Genomic DNA, 13597 nt, shown 5'->3' with positions numbered 1-13597 from the left:
TGCTTTATTAATACATTTTTATTAAACTTGTTTTACTAACCTATTTAAACCATGAAAACCTGTCAACCCATTTACGGCGACGTGCCGCCGTGATAGTTGCCTAAGTGTACATAGCTGTTATTTTAGTTATTCTTAAATTAAAACACAGAAATTATGAAAACATTAAAAACACCTTTATTACTTTTAGCCCTTTGCACCATGCTGTTAACAACCATGACCTGCAAAAAAGACCCTACCAAAAATGCAGTTTTGCCCCCGGCTACCCAGGCGGGCAAAAACACCGCTGGCTTTATACTTAATAACGAAGTTTGGGTGCCTTATGCCAAATGTGGTTATGCTTGGTCAACTAACGCTTGTGGAAAAATATCTGGTGAATATCACCTTACAGGCCCCGCTGAGTCTGACTTTAGTTTTGTCTTTACAAGGAAAAGAGAAAGAGCAGGCAAATCTTCATATTTAGCTCTCTATGGAACTAAAATCACTTCAACCGGCGAAAAAATAGACTCTATAAATGTGAGTTTTAGAGGAGAAAATTCGAGTGGTAATACAGATTATTATATTGGGCCGTTAATGGGTAGTAAGTTTATCATTACCAGGTTAGATACGGTTAACAAGATTATATCCGGTGAATTTGAGCTGATATTGAGAGAAAGCAATAGCAGTAAGCAAATCACTTTAAAAAATGGCCGCTTCGATTTACAAATGGATGTTTGTTTATGTGATTAAAAATAAATTTTTATTGATATGAAAACATTTAAAACACCTTTATTGCTCTTAGCCCTTTGCACCATGCTGTTAACAACCATGACCTGCAAAAAAGACCCTACCAAAAACGCGGTTTTGCCCCCGGCTACCCAGGCGGGCAAAAACACCGCTGGCTTTATACTTAACAACGAAGTTTGGGTGCCTTATTACAAATGTGGTGGGAGTATGGCAGGCAGTGGCAGTGGTAACGCTTGTGGAAAAATATCTGCTGAATATCACCTTACGGGCCCCGATAAGTCTGTGTTTGATTGCCAGTTTAGAAGAAAAAGAGAAAAAGCGGGCAAATCTTCATCATTAACTCTCTATAATCGAATAGGAGCTAAAATCACTTCATTAGGAAATAAAATAGATTCTATCGGAGTGGAATTTTCAGATGAAAATGATGATAATTATACCAGGTTGCAACCAGGCAGCAAATTTATCATTACCAGGTTAGATACGGTTAACAAGATTATATCCGGCGAGTTTGAGTTTATACTGAATGAATATAACGGTGGCAGCGGTAAACAAATCACTTTAAAAAATGGCCGCTTCGATTTACAAATGAACGTTTGTTTATGTGATTCAAAATAAACCTTAGTAATATGAAAAAACTATTTACCTCTATTTTGTTACTTATTTCTATAACTGCGGCTTTTGCCCTTTCCTGGCTTAAGTTTCAGCTTAGACCGGACGCAAGGGCTAACTTAAGCCTCTTCTTAAGCAATACCTGTTAAGCAATATCTTTTAATGGTATTTTTTGTAGCGTTAGACATAACGCACACGTTTTAAGTAAAAATAAAGTTGTTTCATTAATGGATTTTTTCTAAACTTGTTTTACTAACCTATTTAAACCATGAAGCCTCATTCACCAGCTTGTGGCGATTGGCCAGAATCCCGCTTCTTTAGTATGGTTTCAATTAGCTCAAAAATTAACTTAAAGTTCACGCTACATACATAAAAATCAGCCACTTATGCGTAACGTTTTCAAATAAAAATTCGTATAATCATTAAATAACCCAAATGGGTTGACATCCAATTATTTAGCCATTCTTAAACTAAATTAAAACACAGAAATTATGAAAACATTAAAAAGCACATTTTTCATCCTTTTGGGCTGTTGTTTCCTGCTCTTTACCAATATGAAGTGCAAAAAAGACAAAAACAGCCTGAACACCTTACCACCTATTACTACCGAAGGCAAAGATACCTTTGGCTGCATGTTTGGTAACGAACTTTGGTTGCGTGCATATACCCTTACTATTGGCTATCCCGATTTGGACGCACATTTTACGGAAGAAGGTGGCTTATACATTGTTTGCAGTAGATACCGCGATGGTATACCATATGAGGATGATATGAGAATCAGGTTTACCAATAGCCCCATGCAGGAGGGCACGTACATATTAAATGCTTCAAATACCAGTATTGATATATGGGTGTACCAAAAAGATGGTACCGGTAAGGAATACAAATTTGATAATGCCGGAACCCTGAAGCTTACCCGTTTTGATGTGGTCAACAAGATAGTTTCCGGTGAATTTTTTTCCGCGTAAAAGCGGAAAAAACCGGGGAAATTGTAGAGGTTACCCAGGGCCGTTTTGACATTGGAGAGCTCAAATTATACTAACTAAATATTAACTAATCTTTTATGTTATGAAATTAACGTTTACCATTTTATTTGTTTTTGCTAAACTGTAATGAGTTATTTAAGGTTACATATTGTAAAAAATAATTTTGTTAATATTACTGTTTTTTATAAACTTGTTTTAGCTATATTATGCATTCTATTAGCTGTACTAATTAATATCTGACACTATGAAGACTTTATTGTTGTGCCGTAGTTGCCCTAAGGGCAAATCTCTAATTTTGCTGCTTGCAAGCATAATCCTGTTCTTCTTCGCATGTAAAAAAGTTAAACAGGATAACGAGTTTCCTGACTTGCCTGCTTATTCAGAAACAGGCAGTAATTCGGGCGGGGTGTTTATAAATGATAATGTATGGTTATGTTGGCGACCTACATTTATTCCTGAAATACCTGCATTAGAAATTCACAGTTATCCCCAGGGCGATTCGCTCATATTGGTTCTAAATGGAGGATATAAAAAGATTCCCCCATATTCCTTAGAAGAAGGGCTTGGGCCTAATGCGATATTCTTTGTGATAAAAAACATACATATTACAAATGATGCCGATTTACTGAAATTAAATAAGAAAGTTATTTTATTAGACAGCACAAATAATTATGCAGGGCTTTCTTACGGAGGAGAGAAAAGAGGTCGGGGAAAGGGAACATTATATATGGGGGAGGTAAAAGTCAATACTCATGGAAATTATGGTACCAAAGAAAATCCAATCCATCCCTACACTGTACCGGGAAGGTTCGCTTTTGAAATTAACGGGGCAAAAACATACGTGTTAAAAGAAGGACGTTTTGACGGGAAACAAGTAAATGGGATTAATTTTAAAATTGTCGAATAATTACATTAAATAACAGCGTATGAATAAACATATACACAACCTGACGAGGCATTTTCTTGGGTTCTTATTATTTTATAGTGTCTTAATTATTCAGGCTAAAGCACAAACGCTGCGGGTAAGCACCTCTACGCAGGACAGCATTACCCGTGTTGATTCCCTGTGGTTCACCCCGCAGGAATACGTAGACTATGTTTTCGGTAACCTGGATATGCAGGATGTAACCACCCATTTTTTACTGGAAAGGTCGTTAAGCGCTTTTGACCCGGAGGCGTACGACGGGAAAAACAGCAACGATTCCACTATTCGTACTACTGCCCAGGGCATGCAGGTGTACAGCGCCTTTTATTATTCGGCTTTAGATACATCGGCCTCTTATGCGCCGGCGCATCCCTCGCAGGTAAGCGAATGGGCCGGTGATTTTAACCGGCAGGGCTATGTGCCCATATTGCTGCTTAACCACGCTTACCACAGCATTAAGCAGGATGCGCTGATGCAGGGCCTGTTTACCACCAATATAGATAGTACAACGTTGTATGATAACCCTACCCGCACCAGTTCACCGTACCGGCAAAACCGGCTTTTCGTCGCGGTACCTTATATCCTGAACAAAGCGTATGCCCGCTTATGCGCCAGCTTGAATTTCAGGCCAGACATGGCGGTAGAATAATCGTTAGCATTAAGCTTGCGGGCGGTTTGATGCGCCAATATATACCAGTGATATTCTGTACCTACCGGGACGCCCGAGCCTTCCGGGGCGCCGTGTCCCTTACGGCGTTTGGTTACCGCGTATGATATCTCCCACAGATCAGGAGTGATTTTGGTTTCTTTCCAGTCGCCCTGGTCATACTCCCAATGGTGGCTTCGGCCGATCTGCATGCCGGTATATTGTTTACCTTCAAAATTCTTAAATTTATTATAGGTGGTTGAGCGGTCTTTCTTCACTTCTTTTTTCTGCTCTGCGGCCGGTTTTACCGGTTCCGGTTTTTTTGCTGATCTTTTGGCCGGGGCTGTTTTTGTTTCCATGGCATGTTATTTTAGGTACTGATGTATTTAAATTAACTATGCCTTTTAAATTATGTTTACAATAAGTCAAATTACATTATTTTATTAATCAATCGATTGAATAATTTTTACTTTAGCATCCATATATTGATAAAAACCGAACATGAAAACATATCTGGTACCGACAGATTTCTCACGAACTGCTAAAAACGCTTCATTGTATGCGGCCGAGCTTAGTGCAGCCGAACATGCCGACCGCATTATCCTGTTAAATTCATACTATATTTCTGTTTACGAGAGTATTCTCCCTTCACCTGATCTGACCATACCGACCGAACAAATTGTATCTGATGAGATTGCCAGCCGGTTAAGGCAGCTTGAAAAGTTAAAGGAAGAATTGCAACTGGTAAACCCGGATATCGAAGTTGAAACTCATTTGAGCCGTTTGCCGGTTTTAAGAGCTATACACGAACAAATTTCAACAACAGACATTGAAGTAGTAATCATCGGCAGCAATGGTAAAAATGATGATGCCGGCGATATTGGCCGTAACGCTATTGCTGTTTCAAAAACCAGTCCGGTACCGGTTTTAGTAGTGCCGCCACGCAATAAATGGCAGAACATTAAACGTGTGGTGCTGGCCTGCGATTTTAAAAAGGTAAAGGATATTATTCCGCTTAACAACCTGAAACGTTTACTGATTGAACGCGATATTGAATTATGGGTGCTCAACATCGGGCGGCATCATGCCGAAGAGGAAGACGCATTAAAACAGATGCTCAGTGAGTTTAACCCGAAGTACTATTATACAGAGCATACCGATGTTATAACCGGTATAACCAGCTTTGTCAGTAAACATAAAGCCGATCTGTTGATTGCCTTGCCGCGTAAATACAGCTTTTTTGAAGGATTGGTGCATACAAGCATCAGCCAGGGACTTGCAGCCAGTTCTTCGGTACCGGTTTTACTTTTAAAAGATGAGCATAATTAACAAGAGCATGTCTGAAAAGCTTTGTCACAAAGGTCGGCATAATGACAGTGCTTTCCAGACATACTCTTTAAAATCTATGAAGCATCCCGCAGCCTTTTAATGGTATCATGCGAATTTTTCAGCGTTTCTTTTTGCTCGCTGATAATGCCACGAAGCTCATCTGACAGATCCTCGTCATCCAATGCCATTTTATAAGCCCGTTGGGCGGCATCTTCGCCAAATTCGCAATTGCTGAGCACCGTTTTGCGGTCATGTCCGGTAAAAGTTGCCTTAACATCCATCCATGCCCGGTAAATTTTACCCGAAGTAGTAGTGTCTGTATCGGCATCTTTGCCCAAAGCCTGAACCTCTGTGGCTAAAGCCATTTTGTTCCTCCGGCTTTCATCGATCATTTTTATGAAAAGCGTTTTGAGGTCGCTATCTTCCGGCCTCAGCTCTTCGATCGCCTTTTCATAACCAACAATCCGATCGTTGTTAATCTGGATCAGATCATTCAAAATTTCTGCATTTACATTTACTGTTTCCATAGCTGTAGTGTTTTATAATAAAAGCCTGCAAGAATCAAAATGTTTGTAAAAACCGAAATTTTACTGATACCCGGCTATGAGCTATTCCATAACATTAAGGGCATATCATTCCAAAATTTTATCCGTATTTTTGCCTGATTAAACATGAGCATACTATCCACCGAGCAATTAGGACATTCTTTTAATGATAACTGGCTTTTCCAAAACATTACATTCGGGATTAGCCGTGGGCAACGTATTGCCCTGGTAGGTGCAAATGGTGCCGGAAAATCAACCTTATTACGCATTATTTCCGGCTTATTAAAGCCGGAGGAAGGCAAGGTTGTTACAGAACGCGACCTGCGTATAGGCTTTTTAGACCAGGATCCGCAATTCGCACAATTTGACCGTATTGCCGACTTTATTTATAGCCAGGATAATGAGCAGCAACAGCTCATTCGCCAGTATGAAGAAGCCATTTCGGCTAAAGAACCGGATGAACAGCTTATTTACCGTTTAACAGACCAGCTTACGCAGGTAAACGCCTGGGAATACGAATACCAGATCAAAACGATATTGGAGCGCCTGGCCGTTTATAATCCCGAACAAAAGATCAGTACCCTTTCGGGAGGACAACGAAAACGTCTTGCGCTAGCCAAGCTGCTGATCGAAGACCCGGATATTTTCATCCTGGATGAGCCAACCAATCACCTGGATATTGAGATGATAGAATGGCTCGAAAGCTTTATTACTACCGGCAATAAAACGGTTTTATTGGTTACACATGATCGCTATTTTCTTGACCAGGTATGTAATGTAATTATCGAGCTGGCCAATGGTAAGCTGTTTACTTACAAGGGTAATTATGCTTATTATCTTGAAAAGAAAGCCGAACGCGAAACCGAAGAAGTAGCTCAGTTTCAGAAAAACAGCAACCTGCTTAAAAAGGAGCTGGAATGGATGCGGCGCCAGCCTCAGGCCCGTGGCACTAAATCAAAAGCCCGTATCGATGCTTTTTATGAGCTGGAAGCGAAAACCAAATTAAGCAGGAACAGCACGGTTGATCTGAGTGTTACCGTATCCCGTCAGGGAAATAAGATACTCGAGATTTCACACGTCAGTAAATCATTCGGGAACAAAAAGATCATTACCGATTTTTCATATACTGTAAAAAAAGGCGACCGTATTGGCATTGCAGGTAAAAACGGTTCCGGAAAATCAACACTACTTAACCTGATCACCGGTAAAATTAAGCCGGATGAAGGAACGGTAAGCATAGGCGAAACTACGGTATTTGGCTACTATAGCCAGGCCGGGTTAGAATTTAACGAGCAGGAACGTGTTTTAGATGTAGTTAAAAACATTGCCGAATTTATCCCGATGGCTGATGGTAAAACGCTTACCGCATCACAGCTGTTAACTCGGTTTTTATTCCCGCCTAAAAAACAGCATGCTGTAGTAAGCAAGCTAAGCGGCGGAGAAAAAAAGCGGCTTCACCTGATGAAGGTGCTGATGAAAAATCCAAATTTCCTGATCTTGGACGAGCCTACCAATGATTTGGATATCGATACATTAAATGTATTGGAAGATTTCCTGGAAAATTATACCGGCGTCCTGTTCCTCGTATCACACGACAGGTATTTGATGGATAAGCTGACAGACCAGCTATTTATTGTAGAATCTGGCCATATTAACGTATTTAACGGTAATTACAGCGAGTATAAATTCAAGCAAAAAACTAAGGAACCTGTAAAGGAAGTCCGGACTTCATTATCCAAACAGACTTCGGAGAAAAAAGTTAAACTAAGTTATAAGCAGGAAAAAGAATTAGAAAATCTGGAGCAGGAAATAGAGCAGCTTGAAAAGAAAGTTAAAGATTTAACAGAGCAGCTAAACCGCAGTACAAATCATGTAGAGCTTACTGAGATTGGGAAACAAATAGAAGATTACAAAAACCTGTTAGACGAAAAGTCTATGCAATGGTTAGAATTATCAGAGTCTGTATAGCACTTTTCTGTGTTCCACGTGGAACACAGAAAGATATTATAAAATAAGTTCCACGTGGAACGCATAGAAAATGTTTAAAAAATACGATATCATAGTTGTTGGAGCTGGTCATGCCGGATGTGAAGCTGCTGCTGCGGCTGCCAATTTAGGCTCAAAGGTGCTTCTGATTACCATGAATATGGGTACGATAGCACAAATGAGCTGTAACCCTGCCATGGGAGGTGTGGCTAAAGGGCAAATTGTACGTGAAATTGACGCGATGGGTGGATATTCCGGTATTGTAACTGACAAAAGCAGTATCCAGTTCAGGATGCTGAACCGTTCAAAAGGGCCTGCTATGTGGAGCCCACGAGCACAAAGCGACCGCATGCGTTTTGCCGAAGAATGGCGATTAATGCTTGAAAATACACCTAACGTAGATTTCTGGCAGGATATGGTAAGCGGTTTACTCGTAAAAAACAATACAGTTGCTGGTGTAATCACTTCGTTAGGAATTGAAATTGAGGCGAAAGCAGTTGTATTAACTAACGGAACTTTTCTAAACGGTTTGATACATATCGGCGAAAAACGCTTTGGTGGCGGACGCACGGCTGAGAAAGCAGCAACAGGCATTACTGAACAACTAACCTTGTTAGGCTTTGAAGCCGGAAGAATGAAAACCGGCACTCCTCCCCGTATTGACGGCCGAAGCCTGGATTATTCTAAAATGGAAGAGCAATGGGGCGATGAGGAACGGGGCCGATTCTCCTACACCGAAGTAAAGGGAATAGAAGAACAACGCTGTTGCTGGATAACCTATACCAATAGTGCCGTACACGAAATGCTGAAAGAAGGCTTTGAAAAATCGCCCATGTTTACCGGGCGAATTAAAGGTCTTGGCCCCCGTTACTGTCCATCTATAGAAGACAAGATCAATCGTTTTGCAGAACGTGAACGGCACCAGATATTTGTAGAGCCTGAAGGTTTAAATACCATCGAAATCTATGTAAACGGATTCTCCACCTCGCTACCGGAAGATGTTCAATACAAAGCACTAAAATTAATCCCCGGATTTGAAAACGCCAAAATGTTCAGGCCGGGATATGCCATCGAATATGACTATTTTCCACCTACCCAATTATCATTAACCTTAGAGACCAAGCTGATCAGCAACCTGTTCTTTGCCGGACAAATAAACGGAACTACCGGGTATGAAGAAGCTGCCAGCCAGGGATTCATTGCAGGCATTAATGCGCATCAAAAAGTCAATGATCTGCATGAGCTGATCATGAAACGATCAGAATCCTATATTGGCGTACTGATCGATGACCTGGTTACAAAGGGTACCGAAGAGCCTTACCGTATGTTTACGTCACGGGCCGAACACCGTTTATTGCTCAGGCAGGATAATGCCGATATCCGCCTGTCCCCTATCGGGCATAAACTGGGATTGATCAGTGACGAGCGTTTGGAAAAAGTAAAGCAAAAAATAACCGATTCAGATGTTATCGTCAATTTTACCAAATCAAAAAGTATTGAAGCAGGCGAAGTTAATGGTTTGCTTGAATTGTTGGGAACGTCTCCCCTTACCCAGAATGTAAAACTGTTTCAGCTGCTAAGCCGGCCACAAGTGAACATTACAGATCTACGTAAGGTCAATCAGGCATTTGATAAATTACTTTCTGCTTATAACAAGGAAACTATTGAAGAGGCTGAAATAAAAATCAAATATGAAAGTTATTTTGAAAAGGAACAGGAAATAGTTTCTAAAATGAAACGTATGGAAGACCAGGAAATAAATCCTGATTTTAATTATCATACGTTGGTATCCTTATCAAAAGAAGCCAGGGAAAAGCTAATGAAGATAAAACCACGAACCTTAGGTCAGGCGTCCCGGATTTCGGGAGTTTCGCCATCTGATATCAGCGTATTGATGGTACATTTAAGCAGATGATCATATAATATATTGATAATCAATTAATTATAATAATTTAAAAGCGACTTCATTATATTAGCTATATTAAATTATCTCAGGCAAAGGCAGAGCTCAGTTCATCAAAAATAGAAAACGCTTTATAACGCATCTAAATGGCCAATTTTCGAAAACACTATTCAAAGTTAATTTTTTTAATTTTAGTTGCGGCCATTTTATTACCCTATGGATGTGCCAGCATACAACAACCCACCGGCGGACCTAAGGACAGTATTCCTCCCAAAGTGTTGAAAGAAACTCCGGCGAATCTTACCCGGAACTTCAATGCAAAACAGATCAACATTCAATTTGACGAATACGTTAAGCTGAAAGACGAGTTCAAGGAAATCAGCATGTCACCCGCCCCGGATAAAATGCCTTTGTTTAAAATCGTTAAAAAAACACTGGAAATAAAACTCCAGGATACGCTTGAAAAAAATACCACTTACACCATCAACTTCGGTAAGGGATTGGTTGATTACAATGAAGGAAATATCCTGAAAAACTACAGCTATGTTTTTTCTACGGGCAACATGCTCGACTCGCTGACCATATCCGGCAAGGTAATTAATACCATTACCAAAAAGCCCATTCTTGATGCTACCGTATTTATTCTTCCGATCAGCCGTGATACGATATTCGGAAAAAAACGGGCCAGCATTTTTACCAGTACCGATTCATCGGGAAACTTCTCACTTAAAAATCTGAAAGAAGATACCTATCGTATTTATGCGCTCAAAGAAACTGAAGGCGGCGACCGTATTTATAATTCTGTAAAAGAAGAAATAGGTTTCTTAAAAGATTCCATTGTGCTGAAAAGCGATGTTAAAGATCTGCTGCTGGAAACCTTTAATGAAGAGCCTGAGAATTTCAGGATAATGGATAAAAAGATAACTAACGATGGCCATATCCTTCTGGCTTTTAACAAGGGGATTGAAAAACCGTCTGTAAAAATAGTTGACCCGGCAGACCTGGATAGCAGGAAGGCGGTAGAATTTAACCGGAAAGCTGATTCTGTATCGCTCTGGCTGCCCGAAATTAAATTTGATTCCATTGCTATTGCCGTTAACGATAGTTCAAAAGCCTTAGATACGGCCCTGATACGCAGGGGAAAAAAAGATACCTATAAAAACGAGGTAACCATTTCAGACAACCTGGCATCCGGAAAAATAAAATCCAAGTCGGATCTGTTGTTAACTTTTTCGGCTCCCATCGCCGGTTTTGACGTGAATAAAATGACGCTGGCCGAAGATTCCATCCCGGTAGGTGGTTTTAAGCTGGTTAGAGATACTGCCTCTGTGCGACGATATAAGCTTACCTTCCCCTGGCGGCTGAAAAGGAACTATAACATTACTATAGCCGATAATGCTATTACGGGTATTGATGGCGGAAAAAATAAAGCCTACAATAAAGCATTTACTGCGTATGTGGATGACAATATCGGTAACCTGATACTGAATTTTACTGTTCCTGATACGGCTAAAAGCTATGTGATCTTACTGCTTAACTCAACCGGCGATATTGTACGGTCTGATGCCATAAACAGCAACCGTGCCATACATTATACCAATATACAGGCTGCAAAATATAACCTGCGTATTGTGTACGATGACAATAAAAATAAGAAATGGGATACCGGTAACGTGAAAAAAAGAATATACCCTGAAGGAATATGGAATTATGATAAGGAATTTAATATCCGGCCTAACTGGGATCTGGAAGAAAAGATCACAATTCCTCCTCTTCAGAATCCATAAACCAACCGGAATATAGGATATAGTTATTAGGCAAACGGTCTAACAATTCCCGTTGTTCCGGGGTAACAGGCTTTATTTTTTTAGCCGGCGAACCGGCGTAAATATGGCCGCTTTCGCAAATGGTATTTTCAAGAACCACCGAGCCCGCAGCTATGATACAATACGGTTCTATAACAGCATGATCCATTACAACAGCACGCATACCAATTAATACATTATCGCGAACAGTGCATCCGTGCACAACGGCCAAATGCCCGATAGATACATTGTTACCAATTTCTGTTGCAGCTCTCAGGTAGGTACAATGTATAATAGCGCCATCCTGCACATTGGTATTATTTCCAATCCTGATATGATTGACATCTCCGCGAATAACCGCGTTAAACCATACCGAGCAATGATCACCCAGTATCACATCGCCAACAACCGTAGCATTTTCGGCTATAAAATTATCTTTCCCGAACCGGGGATATTTATTCTTTACAGATAGTATTAAAGGCATGGGTGATCAAGTCAAAATTAAAAAGTAAAAAATCAAAAAAGCCATCCGAATCACGAACTAAAAAATGGTATCTACCGGGTTTTCCTGGTGTTGCGGATAATCGGTTGTATAATGCAACCCCCTGCTCTCTTTACGCATCATCGCAGCCTTTATCATCAAATATGCCGTTTGTATCACATTACGCAATTCACAAAGCTTCACCGAAACTTTGGTTTGTTTATAAAAACTCTCCGTTTCCTCATGCAATAAACCCAAACGACGCATAGCACGGTCAAGACGAAAATCAGAACGGACAATTCCTACATAATCGCTCATTATCTTTTGCGTTTCACGGAGATTATGCGTTACTAAAATATCCTCGTTTGATAAAGATGTATTGGTATCGTCCCATTCCGGAATATCGCCAGGAATAGCATAGCTGGTAAAATTATTCGAGGCATCTTCATAAATACGATGTGCAAAAACAGTAGCTTCTAACAATGAATTTGAAGCCAATCGGTTAGCGCCATGTAACCCGGTAGAAGAGCATTCTCCGCAGGCATACAAACGCTTAATGGAAGACCTGCCATATTCATCAACCATAATGCCGCCGCACATATAATGAGCTGCCGGAGTTACCGGGATCATATCCTTGGTCATATCAATACCAATGCTCAGGCATTTGGCGTATATATTAGGAAAATGTGCTAAAATATCTTCTTTTGAACGATGACGGATATCGAGATAAACAAAATCATCACCCGATTTCTTCATTTCAGAGTCAATAGCACGTGCAGTAATATCACGTGGAGCTAATGATTTCCGGGGATCATAATTCTGCATAAATTCTTCACCCTGACGTGTTTTCAATACACCGCCAAATCCACGGACAGCTTCGGAAACCAAAAAGGACGGATACTCTCCCGGATTATACAATGCTGTAGGATGAAACTGGATAAATTCCATATTCCGCACTTTACCTTTTGCACGGTAAACCATCGCTACGCCATCGCCGGTTGCAATAACCGGGTTTGTAGTATTTGAATAAACATGCCCTGCTCCGCCGGTTGCCATCAGCGTTACCTTAGCTAATATCTTTTCAACATGATGCGTACGGTTATTAAACGCATAAATACCATAGCATGTAATATCTGTTGAACTTTTATCTACAAACACGCCCTGGTGATGCTGCGTAATCAGCTCTACAGCAAAGTAGTGTGTAAGTATCTCTATATTAGGCTCTTCTTTTACCTTTTCAAGCAGTGCACGTTCAATTTCAAAGCCAGTGATATCTTTATAATGCAGCACACGATGCTCAGAATGTCCACCCTCTTTGGCCAGGTCAAACATGCCCTGGTTGGTTTTATCGAAATGAGTACCGTAGTCAATGATCTCCTGAATACGCTCCGGACCTTCCGTCACTACAATTTCAACAACGTGTTTATCACATAATCCATCACCCGCAATCAATGTATCTTCCATGTGTTTGTCGAAAGAATCCTCTTTATCCACAACCACAGCAACACCGCCCTGGGCATACTTCGTGTTAGATTCATCGGCATTTGCCTTTGTAACTATCAGAACCTTACCATGTTTTGCAGCCTTAAGGGCAAAACTCAATCCAGCAATGCCAGAACCTACAACTAAGAAATCAACATGCTTCATTGAAAACTTCTG

At 40.5% G+C, this 13597-nt stretch carries 13 protein-coding genes; 9 read left to right on the top strand and 4 right to left on the bottom strand.

The genetic code is table 11. The features are described 5' to 3' along the window. The first annotated feature begins 153 nt into the window (after window positions 1-153). The 5 genes from FW774_RS01570 to FW774_RS01550 all read left to right on the top strand — a co-directional run bounded on the left by FW774_RS01570 (window position 154) and on the right by FW774_RS01550 (window position 3892). On the top strand, window positions 154-726 hold the full coding sequence (locus FW774_RS01570) for a hypothetical protein (protein WP_149346402.1): 573 nt from the start codon (window positions 154-156) through the stop codon (window positions 724-726). Window positions 727-744: 18 nt separating this feature from the next. Continuing rightward, window positions 745-1338: a hypothetical protein gene (locus FW774_RS01565; RefSeq protein WP_149346401.1), complete on the top strand. Its 594-nt coding sequence runs from the start codon at window positions 745-747 to the stop codon at window positions 1336-1338. Window positions 1339-1823: 485 nt separating this feature from the next. Further along, window positions 1824-2300 (top strand): hypothetical protein, encoded by a 477-nt coding sequence (locus FW774_RS01560; protein WP_149346400.1) that lies wholly within the window; start codon window positions 1824-1826, stop codon window positions 2298-2300. Between the two features lie 262 nt (window positions 2301-2562). Further along, entirely contained in the window at window positions 2563-3225 is a 663-nt protein-coding gene (locus FW774_RS01555) for a hypothetical protein (RefSeq protein ID WP_149346399.1), read from the top strand. A gap of 19 nt (window positions 3226-3244) precedes the next feature. Then, window positions 3245-3892: a hypothetical protein gene (locus FW774_RS01550; RefSeq protein ID WP_149346398.1), complete on the top strand. Its 648-nt coding sequence runs from the start codon at window positions 3245-3247 to the stop codon at window positions 3890-3892. Here FW774_RS01550 and FW774_RS20570 read toward each other — a convergent pair. Next, a complete protein-coding gene (locus FW774_RS20570; RefSeq protein WP_242457672.1) occupies window positions 3820-4248 on the bottom strand; it encodes a hypothetical protein in 429 nt (142 codons plus the stop codon). The two genes, FW774_RS01550 and FW774_RS20570, sit on opposite strands and share 73 nt — an antisense overlap. Window positions 4249-4390: 142 nt before the next feature. On the opposite strand from FW774_RS20570, the gene FW774_RS01540 reads away from it, so the two are divergent. Then, a complete protein-coding gene (locus FW774_RS01540) occupies window positions 4391-5218 on the top strand; it encodes a universal stress protein (protein WP_149346397.1) in 828 nt (275 codons plus the stop codon). Between the two features lie 74 nt (window positions 5219-5292). Here the strand turns inward: FW774_RS01540 and FW774_RS01535 are convergent, their stop codons facing one another. Next, window positions 5293-5745 (bottom strand): ferritin-like domain-containing protein, encoded by a 453-nt coding sequence (locus FW774_RS01535; protein ID WP_149346396.1) that lies wholly within the window; start codon window positions 5743-5745, stop codon window positions 5293-5295. Window positions 5746-5889: 144 nt separating this feature from the next. On the opposite strand from FW774_RS01535, the gene FW774_RS01530 reads away from it, so the two are divergent. From FW774_RS01530 to FW774_RS01520, 3 genes are all read left to right on the top strand, one after another. After that, entirely contained in the window at window positions 5890-7731 is a 1842-nt protein-coding gene (locus FW774_RS01530) for an ABC-F family ATP-binding cassette domain-containing protein (RefSeq protein ID WP_149346395.1), read from the top strand. Between the two features lie 70 nt (window positions 7732-7801). Further along, entirely contained in the window at window positions 7802-9664 is a 1863-nt protein-coding gene (gene mnmG / locus FW774_RS01525; protein ID WP_149346394.1) for a tRNA uridine-5-carboxymethylaminomethyl(34) synthesis enzyme MnmG, read from the top strand. Between the two features lie 134 nt (window positions 9665-9798). Continuing rightward, entirely contained in the window at window positions 9799-11439 is a 1641-nt protein-coding gene (locus FW774_RS01520) for an Ig-like domain-containing domain (RefSeq protein WP_149346393.1), read from the top strand. Here the strand turns inward: FW774_RS01520 and FW774_RS01515 are convergent. Both FW774_RS01515 and nadB read right to left on the bottom strand, forming a co-directional pair. After that, complete coding sequence (locus FW774_RS01515; protein ID WP_149346392.1) at window positions 11411-11941, bottom strand: gamma carbonic anhydrase family protein; 531 nt, start codon at window positions 11939-11941, stop codon at window positions 11411-11413. The two genes, FW774_RS01520 and FW774_RS01515, sit on opposite strands and share 29 nt — an antisense overlap. Before the next feature lie 57 nt (window positions 11942-11998). Further along, the gene (gene nadB, locus FW774_RS01510) at window positions 11999-13585 is read right to left on the bottom strand and encodes an L-aspartate oxidase (RefSeq protein ID WP_149346391.1); all 1587 of its coding nucleotides are present in this window, start codon (window positions 13583-13585) and stop codon (window positions 11999-12001) included. Between the last annotated feature and the right edge of the window lie 12 nt (window positions 13586-13597).

Origin of the sequence: Pedobacter sp. BS3 (genome assembly GCF_008274585.1) — a bacterium.
Lineage (GTDB): Bacteria > Bacteroidota > Bacteroidia > Sphingobacteriales > Sphingobacteriaceae > Hufsiella_A.
The sequence above is the reverse complement of the archived record's forward strand: the minus strand, read 5'-3'. Positions and strand labels throughout refer to the sequence as shown.

What these genes read in the sequence shown, in the direction of transcription:
- FW774_RS01565 (WP_149346401.1), top strand. Translation starts at nt 745, where the DNA reads ATGAAAACATTTAAAACACCTTTATTGCTCTTAGCCCTTTGCACCATG.
- FW774_RS01520 (WP_149346393.1), top strand. Translation starts at nt 9,799, where the DNA reads ATGGCCAATTTTCGAAAACACTATTCAAAGTTAATTTTTTTAATTTTA.
- nadB (WP_149346391.1), bottom strand. Translation starts at nt 13,585, where the DNA reads ATGAAGCATGTTGATTTCTTAGTTGTAGGTTCTGGCATTGCTGGATTG.
- FW774_RS01560 (WP_149346400.1), top strand. Translation starts at nt 1,824, where the DNA reads ATGAAAACATTAAAAAGCACATTTTTCATCCTTTTGGGCTGTTGTTTC.
- FW774_RS01550 (WP_149346398.1), top strand. Translation starts at nt 3,245, where the DNA reads ATGAATAAACATATACACAACCTGACGAGGCATTTTCTTGGGTTCTTA.
- mnmG (WP_149346394.1), top strand. Translation starts at nt 7,802, where the DNA reads ATGTTTAAAAAATACGATATCATAGTTGTTGGAGCTGGTCATGCCGGA.
- FW774_RS01535 (WP_149346396.1), bottom strand. Translation starts at nt 5,745, where the DNA reads ATGGAAACAGTAAATGTAAATGCAGAAATTTTGAATGATCTGATCCAG.
- FW774_RS01570 (WP_149346402.1), top strand. Translation starts at nt 154, where the DNA reads ATGAAAACATTAAAAACACCTTTATTACTTTTAGCCCTTTGCACCATG.
- FW774_RS01555 (WP_149346399.1), top strand. Translation starts at nt 2,563, where the DNA reads ATGAAGACTTTATTGTTGTGCCGTAGTTGCCCTAAGGGCAAATCTCTA.
- FW774_RS01530 (WP_149346395.1), top strand. Translation starts at nt 5,890, where the DNA reads ATGAGCATACTATCCACCGAGCAATTAGGACATTCTTTTAATGATAAC.
- FW774_RS01540 (WP_149346397.1), top strand. Translation starts at nt 4,391, where the DNA reads ATGAAAACATATCTGGTACCGACAGATTTCTCACGAACTGCTAAAAAC.
- FW774_RS01515 (WP_149346392.1), bottom strand. Translation starts at nt 11,941, where the DNA reads ATGCCTTTAATACTATCTGTAAAGAATAAATATCCCCGGTTCGGGAAA.
- FW774_RS20570 (WP_242457672.1), bottom strand. Translation starts at nt 4,248, where the DNA reads ATGGAAACAAAAACAGCCCCGGCCAAAAGATCAGCAAAAAAACCGGAA.